The 21549-nt window shown below is 62.7% G+C and carries 22 protein-coding genes, 3 tRNA genes and 1 pseudogene; 12 read left to right on the top strand and 14 right to left on the bottom strand.

The window, feature by feature from the left end; translation table 11 throughout:
* Positions 1-37 precede the first annotated feature (37 nt).
* The 6 genes from clpP to HWV67_RS14115 all read right to left on the bottom strand — a co-directional run bounded on the left by clpP (position 38) and on the right by HWV67_RS14115 (position 3184).
* The gene (clpP, locus tag HWV67_RS14140) at positions 38-679 is read right to left on the bottom strand and encodes an ATP-dependent Clp endopeptidase proteolytic subunit ClpP (RefSeq protein WP_095159205.1); all 642 of its coding nucleotides are present in this window, start codon (positions 677-679) and stop codon (positions 38-40) included.
* A gap of 90 nt (positions 680-769) precedes the next feature.
* Entirely contained in the window at positions 770-2083 is a 1314-nt protein-coding gene (tig, locus tag HWV67_RS14135; RefSeq protein WP_175651665.1) for a trigger factor, read from the bottom strand.
* 252 nt (positions 2084-2335) lie between these two features.
* Entirely contained in the window at positions 2336-2641 is a 306-nt protein-coding gene (locus HWV67_RS14130) for a DUF6388 family protein (RefSeq protein WP_175651664.1), read from the bottom strand.
* Positions 2642-2851: 210 nt separating this feature from the next.
* A tRNA-Leu gene (locus HWV67_RS14125) sits at positions 2852-2936 on the bottom strand.
* Between the two features lie 53 nt (positions 2937-2989).
* Positions 2990-3065 (bottom strand) — tRNA-His (locus HWV67_RS14120).
* Positions 3066-3107: 42 nt separating this feature from the next.
* A tRNA-Arg gene (locus HWV67_RS14115) sits at positions 3108-3184 on the bottom strand.
* A 284-nt stretch (positions 3185-3468) separates the two neighbouring features.
* Here HWV67_RS14115 and folD point away from each other — a divergent pair.
* The 8 genes from folD to HWV67_RS14075 all read left to right on the top strand — a co-directional run bounded on the left by folD (position 3469) and on the right by HWV67_RS14075 (position 10476).
* Positions 3469-4323, top strand: a complete 855-nt coding sequence (folD, locus tag HWV67_RS14110; protein WP_110972865.1) for a bifunctional methylenetetrahydrofolate dehydrogenase/methenyltetrahydrofolate cyclohydrolase FolD — start codon at positions 3469-3471, stop codon at positions 4321-4323.
* 269 nt (positions 4324-4592) lie between these two features.
* On the top strand, positions 4593-5510 hold the full coding sequence (gene ctlX / locus HWV67_RS14105) for a citrulline utilization hydrolase CtlX (protein WP_175651663.1): 918 nt from the start codon (positions 4593-4595) through the stop codon (positions 5508-5510).
* Between the two features lie 25 nt (positions 5511-5535).
* Positions 5536-6582 carry an ornithine cyclodeaminase gene (locus HWV67_RS14100; RefSeq protein ID WP_175651662.1) on the top strand — a complete coding sequence of 349 codons (1047 nt, stop codon included), beginning with the start codon at positions 5536-5538 and terminating at the stop codon, positions 6580-6582.
* 267 nt (positions 6583-6849) lie between these two features.
* Positions 6850-7629: an ABC transporter substrate-binding protein gene (locus HWV67_RS14095; RefSeq protein ID WP_110972868.1), complete on the top strand. Its 780-nt coding sequence runs from the start codon at positions 6850-6852 to the stop codon at positions 7627-7629.
* Positions 7630-7693: 64 nt separating this feature from the next.
* On the top strand, positions 7694-8419 hold the full coding sequence (locus HWV67_RS14090; RefSeq protein WP_175651661.1) for an ABC transporter permease: 726 nt from the start codon (positions 7694-7696) through the stop codon (positions 8417-8419).
* Entirely contained in the window at positions 8416-9129 is a 714-nt protein-coding gene (locus HWV67_RS14085) for an ABC transporter permease (RefSeq protein WP_110972870.1), read from the top strand. The genes HWV67_RS14090 and HWV67_RS14085 overlap by 4 nt, the downstream gene beginning before the upstream one ends.
* A 3-nt stretch (positions 9130-9132) precedes the next feature.
* Entirely contained in the window at positions 9133-9969 is an 837-nt protein-coding gene (locus tag HWV67_RS14080; RefSeq protein ID WP_256680114.1) for an ABC transporter ATP-binding protein, read from the top strand.
* Between the two features lie 12 nt (positions 9970-9981).
* Positions 9982-10476, top strand: coding sequence for an Lrp/AsnC family transcriptional regulator (locus HWV67_RS14075; protein WP_095159149.1), 495 nt, complete (start codon positions 9982-9984; stop codon positions 10474-10476).
* Positions 10477-10528: 52 nt separating this feature from the next.
* On the opposite strand, the gene HWV67_RS14070 is transcribed toward HWV67_RS14075, so the two are convergent.
* The 3 genes and pseudogenes from HWV67_RS14070 to HWV67_RS32110 all read right to left on the bottom strand — a co-directional run.
* Positions 10529-12232: a putative bifunctional diguanylate cyclase/phosphodiesterase gene (locus tag HWV67_RS14070; protein ID WP_175651660.1), complete on the bottom strand. Its 1704-nt coding sequence runs from the start codon at positions 12230-12232 to the stop codon at positions 10529-10531.
* 21 nt (positions 12233-12253) lie between these two features.
* The gene (locus tag HWV67_RS14065; RefSeq protein WP_371929309.1) at positions 12254-13351 is read right to left on the bottom strand and encodes a methyl-accepting chemotaxis protein; all 1098 of its coding nucleotides are present in this window, start codon (positions 13349-13351) and stop codon (positions 12254-12256) included.
* Between the two features lie 141 nt (positions 13352-13492).
* A pseudogene (locus HWV67_RS32110) lies at positions 13493-13915 on the bottom strand (PAS domain-containing protein); the annotation flags it as partial.
* A gap of 89 nt (positions 13916-14004) precedes the next feature.
* Between HWV67_RS32110 and HWV67_RS14060 the strand changes: the two are divergent.
* The 4 genes from HWV67_RS14060 to HWV67_RS14045 all read left to right on the top strand — a co-directional run bounded on the left by HWV67_RS14060 (position 14005) and on the right by HWV67_RS14045 (position 17270).
* Positions 14005-14319, top strand: a complete 315-nt coding sequence (locus HWV67_RS14060; protein ID WP_175651658.1) for a helix-turn-helix domain-containing protein — start codon at positions 14005-14007, stop codon at positions 14317-14319.
* 201 nt (positions 14320-14520) lie between these two features.
* Complete coding sequence (locus tag HWV67_RS14055; protein WP_175651657.1) at positions 14521-15825, top strand: C4-dicarboxylate transporter DctA; 1305 nt, start codon at positions 14521-14523, stop codon at positions 15823-15825.
* A gap of 33 nt (positions 15826-15858) precedes the next feature.
* Positions 15859-16563: a FadR/GntR family transcriptional regulator gene (locus HWV67_RS14050; RefSeq protein WP_095159144.1), complete on the top strand. Its 705-nt coding sequence runs from the start codon at positions 15859-15861 to the stop codon at positions 16561-16563.
* 17 nt (positions 16564-16580) lie between these two features.
* The gene (locus tag HWV67_RS14045) at positions 16581-17270 is read left to right on the top strand and encodes a GntR family transcriptional regulator (protein ID WP_175651656.1); all 690 of its coding nucleotides are present in this window, start codon (positions 16581-16583) and stop codon (positions 17268-17270) included.
* A gap of 126 nt (positions 17271-17396) precedes the next feature.
* Here the strand turns inward: HWV67_RS14045 and HWV67_RS14040 are convergent, their stop codons facing one another.
* The 5 genes from HWV67_RS14040 to HWV67_RS14020 all read right to left on the bottom strand — a co-directional run bounded on the left by HWV67_RS14040 (position 17397) and on the right by HWV67_RS14020 (position 21485).
* Positions 17397-18446, bottom strand: coding sequence for an AI-2E family transporter (locus HWV67_RS14040; RefSeq protein WP_175651655.1), 1050 nt, complete (start codon positions 18444-18446; stop codon positions 17397-17399).
* Positions 18447-18459: 13 nt separating this feature from the next.
* Entirely contained in the window at positions 18460-19254 is a 795-nt protein-coding gene (locus tag HWV67_RS14035) for a DUF4892 domain-containing protein (RefSeq protein ID WP_175651654.1), read from the bottom strand.
* A gap of 117 nt (positions 19255-19371) precedes the next feature.
* On the bottom strand, positions 19372-20226 hold the full coding sequence (locus HWV67_RS14030) for an alpha/beta hydrolase (RefSeq protein ID WP_175651653.1): 855 nt from the start codon (positions 20224-20226) through the stop codon (positions 19372-19374).
* Complete coding sequence (locus HWV67_RS14025) at positions 20223-21017, bottom strand: alpha/beta fold hydrolase (RefSeq protein ID WP_175651652.1); 795 nt, start codon at positions 21015-21017, stop codon at positions 20223-20225. Before HWV67_RS14025 ends, HWV67_RS14030 begins: the two co-directional genes overlap by 4 nt.
* Before the next feature lie 120 nt (positions 21018-21137).
* Positions 21138-21485, bottom strand: coding sequence for a hypothetical protein (locus HWV67_RS14020; RefSeq protein WP_175651651.1), 348 nt, complete (start codon positions 21483-21485; stop codon positions 21138-21140).
* Positions 21486-21549: the final 64 nt, after the last annotated feature.

The raw sequence follows: 21549 nt of genomic DNA, 5'->3' as shown, positions 1-21549 counted from the left end.
GGCGCTTTCCGCGCCTACCTGCTCTGGGGACCCGGGATCAGGACACCAGTTGCCGCTTGTCGTAGACCGAGTCGATCAGGCCGTACTCGGCTGCGCGCGAGGCGCTCATGAAGTTGTCGCGCTCGGTATCACGCTTGATGGTTTCCAGCTCCTGGCCCGTGTGATGAGCCAGCAGCTCATTCAGGCGCGCCTTGATGCTGAGAATTTCCTGGGCGTGGATCTCGATATCGGTCGCCTGGCCCTGGAAGCCACCCAGCGGCTGGTGAATCATCACCCGCGAGTTTGGCAGGCAGTGGCGCTTGCCAGCGGCACCGGCCGCCAACAGGAAGGCGCCCATGCTGCAGGCCTGGCCAATGCAGATAGTCGAGACGTCCGGCTTGATGAACTGCATGGTGTCGTAGATCGACATACCGGCAGTCACCGACCCGCCTGGGGAGTTGATGTAGAGATGGATATCCTTGTCCGGGTTTTCCGCTTCAAGGAACAGCAGTTGCGCCACAACCAGGTTGGCCATGTAGTCCTCTACAGGACCCACCAGGAAGATCACACGCTCCTTCAACAGGCGCGAGTAAATGTCATAGGCACGTTCGCCACGGGCGGACTGCTCGATAACCATCGGGACCAGGCCGCCTGCGGCCTGGATGTCAGAGCTCTGCTGAATATAAGAATTGCGGGACATGTCCTGCACTCACTCCCAAATAGTCGTGGCTTGAATACGCACAAGCCAGCGCGAAGGCTGGCTTGTGGGGTTTTCCTACGAAGGAGGAAATCACTCAGCGTCGGCAGGTGCCTGTGCTGGTTTGACGGCCTCTTCGTACGAGACCGATTTGTCGGTCACAGTCGCTTTCTGCAGGACAGTATCTACAACTTGTTCTTCCAGCACAACCGAGCGAACTTCGTTCAGTTGCTGGTCGTTCTTGTAGTACCAAGCCACGACCTGCTCAGGCTCCTGGTAGGCCGAAGCCATTTCCTGGATCAGCTCGCGAACGCGATCTTCGTCTGGCTTCAGCTCGTTCTGCTTGACCACTTCAGCGACGATCAGGCCCAGCACGACGCGGCGCTTGGCTTGTTCTTCGAACAGCTCGGCCGGCAGTTGCTCAGGTTTGATGTTGCCACCGAACTGCTGTACGGCTTGAACGCGCAGGCGGTTCACTTCGTTTTCCAGCAGGGCTTTCGGCACTTCGACCGGGTTGGCAGCCAGCAGGCCGTCCATTACCTGGTTCTTGACCTTGGTCTTGATGGCCTGACGCAGTTCACGCTCCATGTTCTTGCGAACTTCGGTGCGGAAACCTTCCAGACCGGTTTCCTTGATACCGAACTGGGCGAAGAACTCTTCGGTCAGCTCAGGCAGCTTCGGCTCGGAAACGCTGTTGACGGTAACGGTGAACTCGGCGGTTTTGCCAGCCAGGTCCAGGTTCTGATAGTCCTCAGGGAAGGTCAGGTTGAGCACACGCTCTTCACCAGCCTTGGCGCCAACCAGACCTTCTTCGAAGCCCGGGATCATGCGGCCGGAACCCAGAACCAGCTGGGTACCCTGGGCCGAACCACCAGCGAAGGCTTCGCCGTCGATCTTGCCAACGAAATCGATGTTCAGCTGGTCTTCGTTCTGGGCAGCGCGTTCGGCCACTTCAAAACGGGTGTTCTGCTTGCGCAGCACTTCCAGCATGTTGTCCAGGTCGGCGTCGGTCACGTCGGCGCTCAGGCGCTCGACAGCGATCGAGTCGAAACCGGCAACGGTGAACTCAGGGAAGACTTCGAAAGTGGCGACGTATTCCAGGTCCTTGCCTTTTTCGAAGATTTTTGGCTCGACGGCAGGGGCGCCAGCCGGGTTCAGCTTCTGCTCGACAACAGCTTCATAGAAGGTGGCCTGGATCAGGTCGCCCAGGGCTTCCTGACGGGCTGCATCTTCGTAGCGCTGACGGATCACGCTCATTGGCACCTTGCCAGGACGGAAACCTGGGACCTTGGCGCGACGGGCAGTCTGTTGCAGACGCTTGTTGACTTCGGTCTCGATGCGCTCGGCTGGAACGCCGATAGTCATGCGGCGCTCGAGAGCGGAAGTATTTTCAACAGAAACTTGCATGGATATTCCTCGTTGCACAGACGTTAGCCGGCGAAACCCGACTCCAGAATCAAGGGCAAGCATTCTAGTAGCTCACACACCAGAAGTCACCCTGTTCGACCCGGAGGCAAATGGCGCCGGCTCTCATGATTTTCGACAATGGCCGGACAGCGGCGGAACAGACCTGCAACGCCCGCGAAACAGGGATCTTCCACCCCACTCGCAAGCCCTGTGCGGATCTGCGTCAACTCTCCGGCGAAACAATTCAACGTATCAGGAAGCAGGACCATCGATCTCGTTGAAATCGCAGTACTCTTCCCAGCTCATTCCCAACGCCTCGGCCACTTCGCGATGAACTTCCAGGCGCATGACCTGAAGCTCTTCTGGCGACTCGGCGACAAGACGCAAGGTCAGCTCCCAAGGCTCGATACCCTGCTCTTGGGCTTCATCTTCAAATGCCCACTGGATCTGTTGCTGCTGCTCGGACTCGCTTAGCGCGGCAATCTCCGCCAGCAACTGTGGATTGGCTTGAATGAAGCGCTCCAGCGCAACAGCCTGCCGGGACTCTTTCGCAATCATCTTTCCATCCGCCCGCCGACTCACCGGCATTTTATCAACCGGCTGAAATCTATCAGCTTTTGTTCAGGTCTTGCTAGTCATGGGACCCGGCAGGAACTGCAACAAACAGCAGTAATAAAGGAAGCGAAGGACGGAAAAAGAAAAAGGCCGCTCAAGGCGGCCTTTTTTTGAAGTTTCGCGGCATTCAGCGGAAGGCGGCGAAACTAAAGATGGTGCGGACGAAGAGACTCGAACTCTTACAGCTTGCGCCGCTGGAACCTAAATCCAGTGTGTCTACCAATTTCACCACGTCCGCATAACGCTTTTAAAGCAAAGGCGCCGGATTTTCATCAGGCGCCTTCTGGAATATGGGGTGGACGATGGGGATCGAACCCACGACAACAGGAGTCACAATCCTGTGCTCTACCAACTGAGCTACGCCCACCATATTGCGTTACTGCTTTACTTGTGCCAAAGCTGCCTTGTATGGCGCACCCGGCAGGACTCGAACCTGCGACCATCCGCTTAGAAGGCGGATGCTCTATCCAGCTGAGCTACGGGCGCATATTTAATCTGCTTTCGTTTAAGATTACAAATTAACTTTTAGCCTTACCGAACAAGCTAACAAATCCGCTCATTCTGCCCGACCTTGCTAACCAGTGCTAGGCCCTGCCCGACAAGTGCGACGAATGTTATAGACGGCCGGTAAGGTCGTCAACTCTTTTTTCAAAAAAATTCATTTTATTTAAGGGCTTAGGGGATTTGCCGGACCAAGCGCCTTTGCCCTGCGCCGTGGTCATGCGAGAATGCGCGCTCTTTTTTTCCCTCTCGATGGTTAATCACCCGTCATGACTGCACAACTTATCGACGGCAAGGCGATCGCCGCCAGCCTGCGCCAGCAGATCGCCCAACGTGTCGTGGAACGTCGCCAGCAAGGTCTGCGGACTCCCGGCCTGGCGGTGATCCTGGTTGGCAACGACCCTGCCTCTCAAGTCTATGTTTCGCACAAGCGTAAAGACTGCGAAGAAGTCGGCTTCATCTCCCAGGCTTTCGACCTGCCGAGCAACACCACCCAGCAAGACCTGACCGATCTGATCGACCGTCTTAATAATGACGCGAACATCGACGGCATTCTGCTGCAACTGCCGCTGCCCGCTCACCTGGATGCCTCGCTGCTGCTCGAGCGCATTCGTCCGGACAAGGATGTCGACGGTTTCCATCCTTATAATGTCGGCCGCCTGGCCCAACGCATCCCGCTGCTGCGCCCGTGCACGCCAAAAGGCATCATGACCCTGCTGCAAAGCACCGGCCAGGATCTGTACGGCATGGATGCAGTCGTCGTCGGCGCTTCCAACATCGTTGGCCGCCCGATGGCCATGGAGCTGCTGCTGGCTGGCTGCACCGTCACCGTCACCCACCGTTTCACCAAGGACCTCGCCGGCCACGTTGGCCGCGCTGACCTGGTGGTCGTGGCCGCCGGCAAGCCGGGCCTGGTCAAGGGTGAGTGGATCAAGGAAGGCGCCATCGTCATCGACGTCGGCATCAACCGCCAGGAAGATGGCAAGCTGGTGGGCGACGTGGTCTACGAGACCGCCCTGCCTCGCGCCGGCTGGATCACGCCAGTCCCGGGCGGCGTCGGGCCAATGACCCGCGCCTGCCTGTTGGAGAACACCCTGTACGCGGCTGAAGAACTGCACAAGTAAATCAGTAGCGCGCTCCAAAAGAACGGCACCCTTCGCGGTGCCGTTTTTTTATCACCGCCCTTTGGGGCTGCCTTGCAGCCCTTCGCGAGCAAGCTCGCTCCCACAGGGACGCCGATCCGTCGCGAAGGCCACTAAGCCACCACAGCCGATTCCGCTGCCAAACCACCCGTTTCAGCTTTCCCGGCTGGGCGCCCGACGTGCTTCAGCCGGGATTGCAAAGCCATCGGTAACACAATGTACGCACTGCCAACCCCTGGATGCGTGCCCCGATGCAAACCACCAATACCGTCCTGATGATCCGCCCGGCGCGGTTCGCCTTCAACCCGGATACCGCTGTGAACAACCGTTTCCAGAAGCCCGTGCTGGAACCGGAACAAGCGCAGCAGAAAGCGCTGGAAGAATTCGACGGCTATGTCGATACGCTGCGCCAGCATGGCGTCGATGTACTGGTGGTGCAGGACACCCCGGCCCCGCACACCCCTGACTCGATCTTCCCCAACAACTGGTGGAGCAGCCATGCCGACGGCAGCCTGGTGCTCTATCCCATGGAAGGCCAGAACCGTCGACTGGAGCGTGACAAGGGCGTGCTGCAGGTGCTCGGCGAGCGCTTCGCGATTCACAAGACCCTCGACCTGAGCCCGCTGGAAGCGCAGAACATCTTTCTCGAAGGCACCGGCAGCATGGTGCTGGACCGCGAAAACCGCATCAGCTACGCCTGCCACTCCGGGCGCACCCATGGCGAGGCCCTGCGCCAGTTCGCGGAGAACATGGACTACCGCCTCTGCGTGTTCCATGCCGTCGATCGCCACCAGTCACCGATCTATCACAGCAACGTGATGATGAGCGTAGGCCGCAACCTTTCCGTGGTCTGCCTCGATGCCCTGCCCCACGCCGCCGAGCGCCGCGCCCTGGAACACAGCCTGCGCGACACCGGCAAGGACATCCTGGCGCTGGACTTCGACCAGCTCGAAGGCTTCGCCGGCAACATGCTCGAAGTCCACGACAAACAAGGCCAGCCGCTGCTGGTGATGTCGCGCAGCGCCTGGCATTCGCTAAGCGCCGAACAACGCCGCCAGGCCGAGCGCCACAGCCACCCGGTGGTGGTGAACATCGACCATATCGAACGCATCGGCGGCGGCAGCGCGCGCTGCATGCTCGCCGAAGTCCACCTGCCCGTTCGCAACTGATCCCGACTACAAGAAGGAGAGCATCATGACCCGCTATATCGACGTTACCGACCTGAGCCGCCTGGTTGCCCGCAAAGGCCTGACCACCTGCCTTGAAGAAATGGCCGAGTACATCCGCCAGGACTACCTGCGCTGGAATGACTTCGAGAAATGCGCACGGGTGGCCAACCACTCCCCCGACGGCGTGATCGAGCTGATGCCGGCGTCCGATGCCAATCTATATGCCTTCAAGTACGTCAACGGCCACCCGAAGAACACCCACCGCGGCATGCTCACAGTGATGGCCTTTGGCGCCCTGGGCGATGTCGATACTGGCAAGCCGCTGCTGCTCAGCGAAATGACCCTGACCACCGCGATGCGCACCGCCGCCACCTCGGCCCTGGCCGCGCGCTACCTGGCCCGCCCGGACAGCCACAGCATGGCGTTGATCGGCAACGGCTCGCAGAGCGAGTTCCAGGCCATCGCCTTCCACACCCTGCTGGGCATCGAAGAAATCCGCCTGTACGACCTCGACCCGCAGGCCACCGCCAAGCTGGCCGCCAACCTCGCCGCCTACCCAGGCATTCGCCTGGTCATCGCCGGCTCGGTGGCTGAAGCGGTTCGCGGTGCGGACATCGTCACTACGGTCACCGCCGACAAGGCCTACGCCACCATCCTCACCCCGGAGATGATCGAGCCGGGCATGCACCTCAACGCGGTGGGCGGCGACTGCCCGGGCAAGACCGAACTGCACCGCGACATCGTCGAGCGCGCGCGGGTGATCGTCGAGTACGAACCGCAGAGCCGTATCGAAGGCGAGATCCAGCAGATGCCTGCGGATTCGCCGGTGACCGAGTTCTGGCAGGTGGTGAACGGCGAGATCGCCGGCCGCGAGAACGCCGCCCAGGTCACCCTGTTCGACTCCGTCGGCTTTGCCATCGAGGACTACTCGGCGCTGCGGTATGTGCTGGACGTAGCCAAGGCCCTGGACATCGGTAGCGAGATCGGCCTGGTACCGGACCTGAAAAACCCGAAAGACCTCTACGCCCTGCTTCAGCCGGCGGTTGCCGACGTGCAGAAGCGACGAGCCTGACACAACCGAATCCGCTGCGCCCAGCGCGCAGCGGATCGGAAAACGCTGTGACAAAGCCAAAACAGGAGGCGCCTCGACAGAATCGGCTGCGAGCAGCCGCACTAACAGCATATTCCGGTAGCCAGCGCCGGCCCAAACGACACAAAAAAACCGCTGTCATCGCGCATTCTGAGCCCCGACCGAAGAGTCACGACAAGACCACAAGGCCAAGGCCCACGAAGCGTTCTACTGCCCTACATCAACTACAAAACACAGGGATCCACTCATATGACTTCGCTGCGAAAGCTTCTCGGCGTGCTGCTCCTGCCACTCTGCGCCAGCGTGGCCCAGGCGCAGGAATGGAAAGAAATCCGTTTCGGCGTTTTCCCCGAATACCCACCGTTTGAATCCGTCGCCGCCGATGGCAGCCTGCAAGGCTTCGACATCGAGCTGGGCAACGCGATCTGCGCCAAGCTGGAAGTCAAATGCACCTGGGTGCACAACGAATTCGACGGCATGATCCCGGCCCTGCGCGCGCGCAAATTCGACGCCATCATGTCGTCGATGGCGGTGACCCCGGCCCGCCTGAAACAGATCGACTTCAGCGACCGCCTGTTCCTCAGCCCCACCTCCGTCATCACCCGCAAGGGCGCCGGTTTCGGCGACACCCCAGAATCGCTCAAAGGCAAGACCGTCGGCGTGCTGCAAGGCTCGCTGCAGGAAGCCTACGCCCGCGCCAAACTGGCGCCGCTGGGGGCCACGGTCAAGGCCTACCAGGCTCAGGACCAGAACTACGCCGACCTGATGAACGGCCGCCTCGACGCCACTGTCACCGACAAGCTCGAAGCCCAGCTCAACTTCCTCACCAAGCCTGAAGGCGCCGACTTCCAGAGCGGCCCGGCGATCAAGGACCCGACCCTGCCGCTGGACATCGCCATGGGCGTGCGCAAGAACGACGCCGAGCTCAAGGCCCTGATCAACAAGGGCATCGCCGCAGTGCTGGCCGATGGCACCTTCGCCAGGATCCAGCAGAAGTACGTCGGCGACCTGGACATCTACAACGAGTAACCCCCCCGTCGCTGGCCCGGCAGCCGATGCCGGGCCAGCGCTGGTGCCCATCGAGATTTTCCCCGTGAACGACTTCCTTCACTCTGTCGGCTTGCAGGCCTTGAGCCTGCAGGGCTTCGGCCCGCTGTTGGCGCAAGGTACCTGGATGACCGTAAAACTGGCGCTGCTGTCCCTGGCCCTGAGCCTGGTGCTCGGCCTGGTCGGCGCCAGTGCCAAGCTTTCGTCACTGCGCTTGCTGCGCCTTCCCGCGACGCTCTACACCACCCTGATCCGCAGCGTGCCGGACCTGGTGCTGATCCTGCTGATCTTCTACACCTTCCAGATCTGGCTCAACGACTTCACCGAATGGATGGGCTGGGGCTACTTCGAGATCGACCCGTTCACCGCCGGGGTCCTGACCCTCGGTTTCATCTACGGCGCCTATTTCACCGAGAACTTCCGCGGCGCAATCCTCAGCGTGCCCGCCGGGCAACTGGAAGCCGCCACCGCCTACGGTCTGAGCCGCGCCCAGCGCTTCCGGCTGGTGCTGTTCCCACAACTGATGCGCTTCGCCCTGCCGGGACTTGGCAACAACTGGCTGGTGCTGCTCAAGTCCACCGCGCTGGTGTCGATCATCGGCCTCGCCGACCTGGTGAAAGCCGCGCAGAACGCCGGCAAGAGCACCAATAACGTTCTGTATTTCCTGATTATCGCGGGGCTGGTCTACCTGCTGATCACCACCCTTTCCAACCGCCTGTTCAAACGTCTGGAGCGGCGCTACAACACCGGCATCAAGGGGCTGACGTCATGATCGAACTGATCCAGGAATACGGCCTGGCCTACCTGTACAACGATGGCGCCGGCCTGTCCGGACTGGCCATGACCCTGTGGTTGTTCGTGGTGACCATGGTTGTCGGTTTTTTCCTGTCGCTGCCGCTGGCCCTGGCGCGGGTTTCGCGCAAGCTCTGGCTGCGCTGGCCGGTGGAGTTCTACACCTACCTGTTCCGCGGCACGCCGCTCTATATCCAGTTGCTGATCTGCTACACCGGGCTCTACGGCCTGGAAGTGGTGCGCGACCACGAAATGCTCGACCGTTTCTTCCGCAATGCGCTGAACTGCACCCTGCTGGCCTTCGTGCTCAACACCTGCGCCTACACCGTGGAAATCTTCGCCGGGGCGATCCGCAACATTCCCCACGGCGAGATCGAGGCGGCTCACGCCTACGGCCTGCACGGCTGGAAACTCAACCTGTTCGTGGTGCTGCCCGCAGCTCTGCGGCGTTCGTTGCCGGCCTACAGCAACGAACTGATCCTGATGCTGCACGCGACTTCACTGGCCTTCACCGCGACCATCGGCGACATCCTGAAAGTCGCCCGCGACGCCAATGCCGCGACCTTCCTGACGTTCCAGGCCTTCGGCATCGCCGCCCTGCTGTACATGCTGCTGTCCTTCGCACTGGTCGGGCTGTTCCGCCTGGCTGAACGACGCTGGATGCGTTTTCTCGTTCCTTCCCGAGGCTGACCCATGACCACTTCCGCACACGCCTTGTCGATCCAACCCGACTTCGCCGCGCCACCTGTCGCCGCCGCTGCCAGCGCCGCGATCAAGCTGACGGTGGACTCGCTGCATAAAAGCTACGGCGATCACGAGGTGCTCAAGGGCGTCTCGCTGCAAGCACGCAAAGGCGACGTCATCAGCCTGATCGGCGCCAGCGGCTCGGGCAAAAGCACCATGTTGCGCTGCATCAATTTCCTCGAGCAGCCGGACGCCGGGGTCATCACCCTCGACGACCAGACCATCGAAATGCGCCAAGGCCGCGCCGGCGCCCGCGCCCCGCACCCGGCACAGTTGCAGAACCTGCGCACGCGGCTGGCCATGGTGTTCCAGCACTTCAACCTGTGGAGCCACATGACCGTGCTGGAGAACATCACCATGGCGCCGCGCCGGGTGTTGGGGGTCAGCCAGCAGGACGCCGAGGCCCGCGCCCGCGCGTACCTGGACAAGGTCGGCCTGCCGGCCCGCGCCGCCGATCAGTACCCGGCGTTCCTCTCCGGCGGCCAGCAACAGCGCGTCGCGATCGCCCGGGCGCTGGCGATGGAGCCGGAGATCATCCTGTTCGACGAACCAACGTCAGCCCTTGACCCAGAGCTTGTAGGAGAAGTCCTCAAGGTCATACAGACGCTGGCCGAGGAAGGTCGTACCATGCTCATGGTCACCCACGAGATGGGCTTTGCCCGCCAGGTGTCCAGCCAGGTGCTGTTCCTGCATCAGGGCCGGGTCGAAGAACAGGGAAGCGCGCAGATTCTCGACCAGCCGCAAAGCGAGCGCCTGCAGCAATTTCTTTCCAACCGCTTGAAGTGAAGCAACGCCACCATGGATACCAAGGCCAACTCCTCCCACGCCGCGCCGCCGCTGGACCGCATCGACGAAGCGATCATCGACGTGCTGCGCCACAACGGGCGCATCACCTACGAGAAGCTGTCGTCATTGGTCCACCTGACGCCCAGGCCCTGCCTGGAGCGGGTGCGCAAGCTCGAACGGCGCGGCGTGATCCGCGGTTACGGCGCAATCATCGATGTGCAGATGGTCTCGCCGGGGTTGTCGCTGCTGGTCCTGGTGGCGCTGTCCAACCAGAGCGGCCGCGCTGCGCAAAAAGCCTTCGAAGCCTGCGTGCGCGCCTGCCCGCAGGTGTTCGAGTGCCAGTTGATCAGCGGCCATTTCGACTACAGCCTGCGCATGCGTTGCCGGGATATGGAGCACTACCGGGTGCTGACCGAGACCTGGATGAACAACGATGAGCTGCATATCGACAAACTGGTGGCGCATCCGGAATTGGCGGTGGTGAAGAACACCGCACCGCAGATGTAGGTTCACCGAGTGGGCCTGTCTCGCGCCGAACCGTCGCGAGACAGGCCCACAATCACCCCGCCCCGCGCGCCCGCACCCGCCACTCCCGCGGCTGCACGAATCCTCGCACCCACTCCACCACCTCCTGCGCCGGCATTGGCCGGGCGATGCCGTAGCCTTGGGCCACGTCGCAGCCCAGTTCCATCAGCCATTCGCCGTGGGCCACCGTCTCCACACCCTCGGCAATCACCTGCCGGCCAAACGCCTGGGCCAGGCCGATCACCGCGCGGGTCAGGGCCAGGTCGTCCTGGTCGTGGAGAATGTCCTGGACGAAGGATTTGTCGATTTTCATGGTCTGGGTCGGCAAGCGCTTGAGGTAGCTCAGGGACGAGTACCCGGTGCCAAAGTCATCCAGCGAAAAACGCACCCCCAGCCGCTGGCACGCCTCCAGGCATTCGCAGACCCGCTGGATATTCTCGATGGCCACCGACTCGACGATTTCCAGGTCGAGCATCTGCGGCGCCACCGTGGCATGGCGGGACAGCAAACGCTGAAGACGGACGACAAAATCGGTGCGCTGAAAATGCCGCGCGGCGATGTTCACGCTCACCGGCCAACGGCAACCCTGCGTCTGCCACTGCTGCATCTGCGCCAGGGCTTCATCGATCACCCATTCACCGATATCGACGATCAGGTCAGTGCGCTCCACCAACGGCAGAAACTCGCCCGGCGCGACCACGCCGCGGACGGGATGGCGCCAGCGCAACAGCGCCTCGAACCCCACCACCATGCCGCTGCGCATATTCACCTTGGGCTGGTAATACAGGCACAGTTCGCCGTTATGCAGCGCCCGGCGCAGGCGCTCCACGGTCTGGTGAGTGGCCTTGACTTCCTGGTCCAGCGACACGTCGAACAGGTGAAAACGATTGCGCCCCCGTTGCTTGGCCAGGTACATGGCCTGGTCGGCGTGGCGCAGCAGGGTGTCGGCGTCATCGTTGTCGTTGGGGAACAGGGTCACGCCGATGCTGGCGCTAACACTGATTGGCCGCCCGCGAATGACACAGGGTGCGGCGATCGCCTTGAGCACCCGCTCAAGCACGCCCTGCAAGGTCGGCAGGCCCTGAATATCACCCAGGATCAGCACGAACTCATCGCCGGACAACCGCCCTACCGCATCGCCCTCACGCAACACGCGCTTCAAGCGCCGCGACACCTCCACCAGCAACAGGTCGCCACTGGCATGGCCATAGCCGTCGTTGACCGCCTTGAAGCCGTCGAGGTCGAGCATGCACACCGCCAGCGCCGAATCGTCGTTGCGCGAACGTTCGATGGCCTGCCCGAGCAGGTCGCCAAGCAATGAGCGGTTAGGCAGACCGGTCAGCACGTCGTGCCCGACCCGCCACTGCAAGGTGTGGAGCAACTGGCGTTTCTGGGTGATATCGAAGCGGATCGAGACGAACTTGCACACCTCGCCGCTGAGCGGATCGAACAGCGGCACCATGGTGCTGTCGACCCAGTACAGCGAGCCGTCCTTGGACCGGTTGCAGATTTCGCCCTTCCACACCTCGCCCGCCGCCAGGCTCTGCCACATGTCGATAAACAGCCCCGGCTCGTGCTGGCCGGAATTGAGGATGCGGTGGTCGGCGCCCAGCAGTTCTTCGCGGCTGTAGCCAGAGATGGTGCAGAACTGATCGTTGACGTAGGTGATACGCCCGGCCAGATCGGTTTCGGAAAAGATCGCGGCCGCGTCGACGGCCGCGCGGTAGTTGTCATCCATGAAATAAAACCTGTCCGACGGCTATCGGTTGAAGCGTTCGACCAAGGCACGCAGGCCGGATGAAATATGTTCCAATTCAGCGCCGCGGGTGGCGGCCGCGTTGGCGTTGTCGGCGGTGCGCTGCACGGTGCCGGCGACGTTGTTGATCTGGCAGGCGACGTCTTCGGCGACATGGGATTGCTGCTGCGAAGCGGCGGCCATCTGCCGGGTCATGTCGGTGATGCGCTCAACCGCCACGCGAATGCCCTGCAGCGCCTCTTGCGCCTCGACCACCTGGGCCACGCCCTGCTCGGCCTCGCGGATACCGAGGTCGGCGATGGACACCGCTTCATCGGCGCCCTTGCGCAGGTTTTCGATCACGCCCTGGATCTGCTGGGTCGACTGCCGGGTCTTGCCCGCCAGCGCACGCACTTCATCGGCCACCACGGCGAAACCACGGCCCTGCTCGCCGGCACGGGCGGCTTCGATGGCGGCATTCAGTGCCAGCAGGTTGGTCTGTTCGGCAATCGCCTGGATCACGCCTGCGGCGGACATGATGTCCTGGGTCTGCCCGGCCAGTTCGCCCACCGCCTGATTGATCTGGGTAACGGTGGACGCCAGCACCTGGATCGCCTGGCGCGAAGTGCCGGCAACCTGGCTGCCCTGGTCGGCAAGCTGGTTGGCAGTGTGGGCTTCGCCAGCGGTCTGCTGCACATGGGCGGCGACCTCGGCGATGGACGCGGCCATCTCGGTCATGGCGGCGGCGGTCTGGTCGGTTTCGGCGCGCTGCTCCAGCAGCGCCGATTCGGTGGCGCCGGAGAGGCGGCTGGAATCGCTGGCGGCGTGGGCCATCTGGTTGGCGAGGTCGCTGAGGCGGGTCAGCGCGGTTTTCAGCCGGGCTTCTTCGCTGATGAGGATCATCTGCAACTGCGCGGCGGGGCCCAGGGTGTCGCTGTAGGCCAGGGCGCAAATCGGATCGCAGAAGGTGTTTTCGGCACCGCGAACGATTCGCCGCAATTCGCCACGCAAGCGGCTGTGGCCCCACAACCCGACCGCCACGAACAGGCCGAGGGTGATGCCTTGGCCGACAAGACCGGGAACAAACTGATTGGCGGCCAGTGCAGCGCCTGCCGCCAACACCGGCACGGCCAGCACCTGGGCCTGCTGCACCAGGCGACGCGCCAGCGGCACCGGCGTCTTGCCCTCGCGCAGCCGGGCGTAAAGGGCTTCGGCGCGCTGCACTTGTTCGCGGGTCGGCTTGACCCGCACCGACTCGTAACCTACCAGCCGCGCGTTCTCCAGGATCGGTGTGACGTAGGCGCTGACCCAGTAGAAATTGCCGTTCTTGCAGCGGTTCTTGACGATCCCCATCCAGCTCTGGCCGGCCTTGAGGTACTGCCACATCTGCTCGAAGACCTGGGCGGGCATGTCGGGATGGCGAACGAGGTTGTGCGAGGCGCCGATCAGTTCAGCGTGGCTGAAGCCGCTGATGGCGGCGAATTCGGCATTGCAGTAAGTGATATTACTGGCGGTGTCGGTGGCGGAAATCAGCCGTTGCTGATCGGGAAATGTCTGTTCCACCGCGGTAATCGGTAAGTTGAGACGCACGATAAAGCTCCATGAGCCGCAGGAAAATTGCGGGTTGCTCTCTGCCAAACCCACTGCGGGAAAATCTGTCCAAGCTGCAAAGTCTACGAGATACATCACCTTTTGTAATCCAGGGTGATGGCAGGAGAGGTTGTCTATTAAAATTTTTTGTCGTTAAGTTCTTGATTCTAAATGGGAATTGAGCGATGGAAATTTCAAGTTTGGGCTCAGCCATCAGACGCTGTCGCAAGGTCGCCGGGCTTACCCAGGCTGAACTGGGCGAAAAAGCCGGGTTCGACCCCAAGACCATAAGCCGCTTCGAAACCGGTACCTACACTCCCAGCGTTGAAGCCTTGTTCGTCTTTGCCAAGGTGCTGGGCGTCAAGCTCACTGCCTTCTTCACCGATCTGGACACTGAAGACGAACAACGCGCCTATCTGTTTGGCGTCATTCACAAAGCCCCTCCGAACGACCTGGGACGGCTGATCGCCGCGGTGGATCAGGTCTTGTCCAAGCACTGACCGACCCCTGGCATTTCTGCCGATTCTTGCCTGGTACGCCAACTGGTCAGACCGGTAAAACCAATTATCGCGCCACCTCTTGCGAAAACCGAAAATACGCGCTTACACTGCCCGCGCACTGGACATACCGGTAAGACCACAATAATTAAGTCCGACGCGCCGTCACCCCGGCAGCCAGGACACCGACCAGAGATCCCTCCCATGCTCAAATGGTGCTCGCGTTCGATCTTCCTGCAAGTAGTGCTCGGCCTGATGCTTGGCATCGCCTGCGGCCTGAGCTTCCCCGACCTTTCCCTGCAACTCAAACCCCTTGGTGACGGCTTTATCAAACTGATCAAGATGCTGATCGGTCTGATCGTGTTCTGCGTGGTGGTCAGCGGCATTTCCGGTGCCGGCGACCTGAAGAAAGTCGGGCGCATCGGCCTGAAGTCGGTGATCTATTTCGAAGTCCTCACCACCGTCGCCCTGGTCCTGGGTCTGGTGCTCGCCTTCTCCACCGGCATCGGCAGCGGCGCCAACATCCATCTGGAGCAACTTTCCGCGACGGACGCCAGCAGCCTCGCCGAGCGTGGGCAGCATATCCACAGCACCACAGCCTTCCTCATGGACCTGATCCCCACCTCGGTGATCGGCGCCTTCGCCGACAACAACATCCTTCAGGTGTTGCTGTTCTCGGTGCTGTTCGGCAGTGCGCTGAACCTGGTGGGCGAATCGGCCTCGGGCATTTCGCGACTGATCAACGAACTGAGCCATGTGATCTTCCGCATCATGGGCATGATCGTGCGCCTGGCCCCCATCGGTGTGTTCGGCGCCATCGCCTTCACCACCAGCAAATATGGCCTGGAATCGCTGCAACACCTGGGCGGTCTGGTGGCGTTGTTCTACCTCACCTGTGCCGGCTTCGTGCTGTTGGTTCTCGGCCTGGTGATGCGTGTGTCCGGTCTCAAGATGCTGCCGTTCCTCAAGTACCTGCGTGAAGAACTGACCATCGTCCTCGGCACCGCTTCTTCCGACGCCGTGCTGCCACAGATCATGCGCAAGCTGGAGCACCTGGGCATCGGCAGTTCCACCGTCGGGCTGGTGATTCCCACCGGCTACTCCTTCAACCTCGACGGCTTCTCCATCTACCTGACCCTGGCCATCGTGTTCATCGCCAACGCCACCGGCACGCCGCTGGCCATGACCGATCTGATGACCATCCTGCTGGTGTCGCTGGTGACCTCCAAAGGTGCCCACGGCATTCCCGGCTCGGCGCTGGTGATTCTGGCCGCAACCCTGACCGCCGTTCCCGCGATTCCGGTGGTGGGCCTGGTGCTGGTGCTGGCGGTGGACTGGTTCATGGGCATCGGCCGGGCGCTGACCAACCTGATCGGCAACTGCGTCGCCACCGTGGCCATCGCCCGCTGGGAGAAGGACATCGACCTGGAGCGCGCGCACAACGTGCTCGAAGGCAAGCAGGGCTTCGCCTTCCAGACGCGCAAGACGGCCCATCAGCAGGAATTCTAGGAAGCCAATGAACGACTTCTCACGGAGCGAACTGTGATTACCTCCTCGACAGTAGTGAATGCGGTAGTGGACAAACTGCGCCAGGCCCTGGCCCGCGGCCAGTGGCGCTCCGGTGAGATGCTTCCCGGTCAGCGCGAGCTGGCCGAGCAACTCGGCATCAGCCGGCCCAGCCTGCGTGAAGCGGTAACGGTGCTGGAAACCCTCGGTCTGGTGCGCTCGATGCCCGGCAAAGGCGTGCTGGTACTCGACGCCGACAGCAACGAGCTGGTCATGGCGCCGGCCGGCGTGGCCGAGGCCAGCCTCGAAGACGTGCTGCAACTGCGTTACACCCTGGAGCCGTTCATCGTCGGGCTGGTGGCGCAGTCCATCAGCAGCCAGGAAACCGGCCAGTTGCGCCTGACCCTGATGGACATGCGCGAAGCCCTGGACGCCGGCGACGGCGAGGCTGGGGTCAACGCCTACATCGCCTTCCATGAGGCGCTGTTTGCCCTGACCTCCAACCCGATTTTCCAGAGCGTGGTGCAGCAGACCGGCAATGCCCTCAAGCAGAGCGCGCAGATGCTGCGCAAATCCCCCGAACACCTGGCCGCGCGCCTTGAAGAAAACGAAGCAGTGGTGCGCGCCATCCGCAACAAGGACAGCGCCCAGGCCAGCGCGCAAATGCGCCGGCACATCCTGCAGGAAGGCCGGCGCATGGGTATTGAACTGAAGATTCCGGACGAACAGCCCGGTTACTGACTTCCAGGAGAGCACAGATGAGAGCCGTTGCCCCCGTCACTTCCACCGCGTCCGCCCTGCCCGCGCTGCTGGCCGTTGGCGAGCGGCGCCTGTCGGCCGCGGAAATCTATCCGCGGCTGTTCGATGCGATTCTCGAACAGCGCCTGGCCCCTGGCACGCCGCTGACCGAAATGGCGTTGGGCGAAGCGTTCGGGGTCAGCCGCACGGTGATCCGCCGCGTGCTGGGGCGGCTTTCGGACCAGCAGGTGATCGTCCAGCGTCCGGCCCACACCGCACGGCTGGCGGCGCCGGACCCGGAGCAGGCGCGGCAGGTATTGAGCGCACGGCGGCTGGCGGAAACCACCCTGATTGAATTGGCGGCGCGGCGCTCGCGTCCGGCGCAGTTGCGCCAGTTGCGCGAATTGATTTCCCGCGAGCGGCAGTCCCATGAACAAGGCCAACGCTGCACGGCGATCCGCCTGGGCGGCGAGTTTCACCTGAAGCTGGCGGAGATTGCCGACAATGCCCCGCTCGCGCGTTTCCTTAACGGTTTGGTGCCGATGACCTCGCTGATCATCGCCAAATACGAAAGCCGGGCCTGCGAGCATTGCGCGTGGGAAGAACATGCGGCGCTGGTGGATGCGCTGGAGGATGGAGACAGTGAGGCGGCGTTGCGGTTGATGCATCTGCATCTGGATCGGATCGAGGCGAAGCTGGATCTGGATTGAGAGGTTTTGGGGCTGCTTTGCAGCCCTTCGCGACGGTTCGGCGCCCCGACAAGCTCGCTCCTACAGATATGACACCGAACTCTGTAGGAGCGAGCTTGCTCGCGAATGGCCTCGAACGCTCAAGGCCTAAGGCCGATCAACCACCGGCGTATGCCGCGACCAATCCAGCAACAAGCTGTAGGCCACCGCCAGCAAGGTCGGGCCAATAAACAACCCGATAAAGCCAAACGCCAACAACCCGCCAAACACCCCAAGCAGCACGATCACCAACGGCAAATCCCCACCGCGGCTGATCAGGTAAGGCTTCAGCACGTTGTCCACGCCACTGATGACAAAGGTGCCCCAGATTCCAAGGAACACCGCCATGCTGTAGTCGCCCTTCCACGCCAGCCAGGCAGTGGCGGGAATCCAGGCCAGCGGCGGGCCCATGGGGATCAGGCTGAGCATGAAGGTCACCAACCCGAGCACCAGCGCCCCAGGCACCCCGGCGATAAGAAAGCCGATCAGCGCCAGCAAGCCCTGGGCGGCGGCAGTGCCGATCACGCCGTTGACCACCCGTTGCACGGTCCCCGCCACCAGTCCCAGGTAATAATCGGCACGCTCGCCGATCAGCCGCTCCAGCAGGCGCAGGACGAACGCCGCCAGACGCGGCCCGTCACGGTAGAAGAAGAACACGAAGACCAGGCTGAGGATCAATTCGAGAATCCCGCTGCCAATCTGCGCGCTGCGGGCCAGCAGCCAGTTGCCAACCTGGCCGAGGTAAGGCTTGACCGTCGCCAGCAAGGCGGCGCCCTGCTGGTCCATGGTGTCCCAGAAGCGCACCAGCCGTTCGCCGACAAAGGGCACGCTGCCCAACCAGGACGGCGCATCGGGCAGGCCGTCGACCTGTACGTCACGAATGAAGGTGGTGGCATCGCGCACATGGTCGGCGAGGTTGAAACCCAGCCACACCAGCGGCAGCGCCACCAGCAGCAACCATAAACAGGTAAGGAAACTCGCGGCGAGGGTTTCGCGCCCGCCGCAGAGGCGGGGCACCAGACGCATCAGCGGCCAGCCCGCGAACGCAAGGATCGCGCCCCAGAGCAGCGCGGAGATGAACGGTGCCATGACCCAGAGGCCGGCGCCCAGCAGCGCCAGCAACAGAATCTGCACCAGCAGCCGATCATTGTTGAGCATCACGCCTCCCGGCTCAGCGAATCAGTTCGACATGCAGGCCGTTCGCCGCCTGGCCACCGACTTCGAGCCGGGCCGAACGGACCCCAGCGGCGGTCAACTGGTCCAGCCAGGCCTGGGCCTGGGCGCCGGTGAGGACCACGCGCAGCGTGCTGTCCAGGTTAAGACTGCGGGCCAGCAGATTGACCCAGGCCTGGGGCGGCTCGGCGTTCAGATCAGGGTAGTCGAGCCTGGCATTGCTGCGCAGCTCGCGCAGGACGGTGGCAGGCGTCGGCAGCAATTCGCCCAGGGGCGCGTTGGCTTCGAACTGTTCGGTGTGCAGGTAGATGCGTTTGTTACCGCGGGTGATGGCGTAGAGGGCGACCAGCGTGTCGGAGTCGGCGCCGGTGCGACGCAGCAGAATGAAGAACTGGTCCTGATCCGAGCCGGACAGCCGGGCGTTGCCGAAGAGCTCGTTCCACAGGCTGTTCTCGCCGCAGTCACGGGCCTCGCACCAGAACAGCGGGTAACCGCCATCGGCCTGCAAGGCTTCGCGAGCGGCCTTGAACGCCTCGGCGGCGCTACGTTCGGCGGGCAATTCCCAGGTGACCGAATGGAGCTGGCCACGGGCCTCGATCTTGCCGTCCATGCGCACCTGGCCGCTGATCTTGCGCAGCCCGCCCAACGGGTAGACGCGCTCCACTTCCGTCGCAGGGCGTTCATCAACCATCTTGGCGTCCTGCGGAACCGGCAGTTCGCCACCGGCCTGAACCGCACCGGTTACCAGCAACAGGCCGGCCAGACCGGCACGCAACGTATGAATGGCATTCATCGGCGAACCCCGCCGACGGGTGCGGCGCGGGCAAGGCGAAGGGGGCGTAAGTCGTGCTGGGTCATGATTGTCTCCCTGATCAAAACCCGCCAAGCCTCGACAGTTGCCCGATACAAGTCAAGGAATGGCAAAGAAGCGATTGAAACAGTCTGCAACAAGCGTTGCGCCGGCCTCATCGTTCAAGTGCAAGTGATGACCGCCGGGCAAGTGTTCCAGGCTAAAGGGTAGCTGCTCAAGGAGGGTCGTGTTGCGCGCCAGCATGCCATCGTCGGCGACGATCAATTGCGTCGGGCAGGCGACGCGGCGCACGAAGCTCATGGCCTGCTCTTCGCTCATGCGCAGCGGCGACGGCAGGGTCAGGCGGCTGTCGCTGCGCCAACTGAAGCCACCCGGCACCGGCACCAGCCCGCGTTGGGCCAGCAGTTCGGCAGCCTCGCGGGTGACCGCGACCATGCCCTTCATCCGCGCCTCCACCGCCTGCTCCAGCACCGGGTAGACCGACTTGCGCTTGCTGTCGTGGCGCAGTTGTGCCTGCAGCGCCATGCCCATGCGCTCGGCGGCGTCCTGGCCGTTGGCGCCCGGCGGGATCACCCCGTCGATCAGCGCCAGGCGGGTGATCCGTTCCGGCAGGCTGCCCGCCAGCACCACCGAGACGATGGCGCCCAGCGAATGCCCGAGCAACCCGAAGCGCTCCCAGCCCAGTTGCGCGGCGACCCGCAGCACATCGTGGGCGTAGTCCCACAGCGCATAGCTGGCACCCGGCGGGCGATGCCCGGAATAACCGTGCCCGGCGAAATCCAGGGCGACGATGCGCAGCCCGTCCAGCTTCGGCGCCAGGCGGGCGAAGCTGTTGGCGTTGTCGAGCCAGCCGTGCAGGGCGATCACCGGGCGGCCATCCGCCGGGCCGTAGAGGTGCGCAGCCAGTTCGACATGGCCCAGGTCCAGGCGGACCTCTTCGACCGGATTGCTCATACCTGTTTCTCCTGCCAGCGCTGAAAGACGTTTCTGATCAGTTGCGCGGTTTCATCCGGGCGCTCCAAGGGAAACATGTGTCCACCGACGACGCTATGGTTTTCGCCCCGGGGCATGCGTCGTACCGCCTGGGCGTGGTGGGCCTTGACGATGCGGCTGTGACTGCCGCGGACCATCGCCAGCGGCACTTGCAACTGCCCGGGATGGGCCGGACGGGTATGCGGGATGCTGCGGTAGATGCTCATTTCGATAGAAGGATCGAAGCTCAGCCGCAAGGCATCGCCCTCCTGTTTCAGGCCATGTTGCAGATAGGCTTCCAGGCACTCCGGGTCGAATGCGCGGAACAGCGTCTTGCTGGCGAAATAGGCGCGGGCCTGATCGAGATCGGCGAAAGCCTCGCGCCGCCCCTCAGTGCGCCCGGCCGGAGTGATGCGGTCGATGAAGCCCCAGCGCTTGGCGAGACGAATCAGCCACTGGTCCGCCAGGGTCAGCACCGGCGAGTCGAGCATCACCACCCCGCGATAGAGCTGCGGGCAACGCAGCGCCGCGTGCAGGTGCAGCACGCCGCCCAGCGAGTGGCCAACGCCCCAGACCGGCTCGGGTTGCTGTTCAAGGTGATGGATCAGTTCGTCGACCAGTTGCAGCCAGTTGTCATTCACCGGAAAACGCGGGTCATGGGCGTGCTGGGGCAGATGGCAAACCTGATAGTCCGGCGCCAAGGCGCTGAACAGCTTGCCGTAGGTGGCCGAAGGGAAGCCGTTGGCGTGAGCGAAGAAGACCTGTTGCGACATACCGGGCTGTCCGTTGCGGAAAAGACTGACAGGGATTGTCCGCAACCACTTACAACCCGGCAATGACCGGAACAGCCATCCGTGACGGCACTCCGGTCAGGCAGGCCCGCCCGGCGGGGTTCAGAAGTCCTGGAAAGAACGGTGCAGGCAGGCCTGGATGTAAGCCACCTGGAACTCGTAGGCCTCGCGTACCTGATCGCGCTCGTTCTCGTTCAGGTGTGCCCGTTGCAGCGCCAGGCACGAAACCTGAAGCATCTTCGCCATCTGGTCGCAGGCCATCTGGAATTGCTCCAGGTGCTGTGATTCGCGGCGATTCTGATGCCGCCGAACCAACGCGTCGAGGCGCGCATCGGCGGCGTCGTGCAGCACCTGGAACTCGGCGAAGTCGAGGTTGCAGTTCAGGTTCACCTCGTCGAGCACCTGTCGCAGATCGGCCGCACAGGCTTGAACACCGTTTTGTCCATTCATTGTGTTTCTCCCCGGGCAGTGGCACCACGATGAGGTCACGCTAACAAGGTGGTGGTGAGGCAAC

This window comes from Pseudomonas sp. Marseille-P9899 (genome assembly GCF_903166565.1).
Lineage (GTDB): Bacteria > Pseudomonadota > Gammaproteobacteria > Pseudomonadales > Pseudomonadaceae > Aquipseudomonas > Aquipseudomonas huaxiensis.
This window is presented reverse-complemented; position numbering and strand designations above follow the sequence as displayed.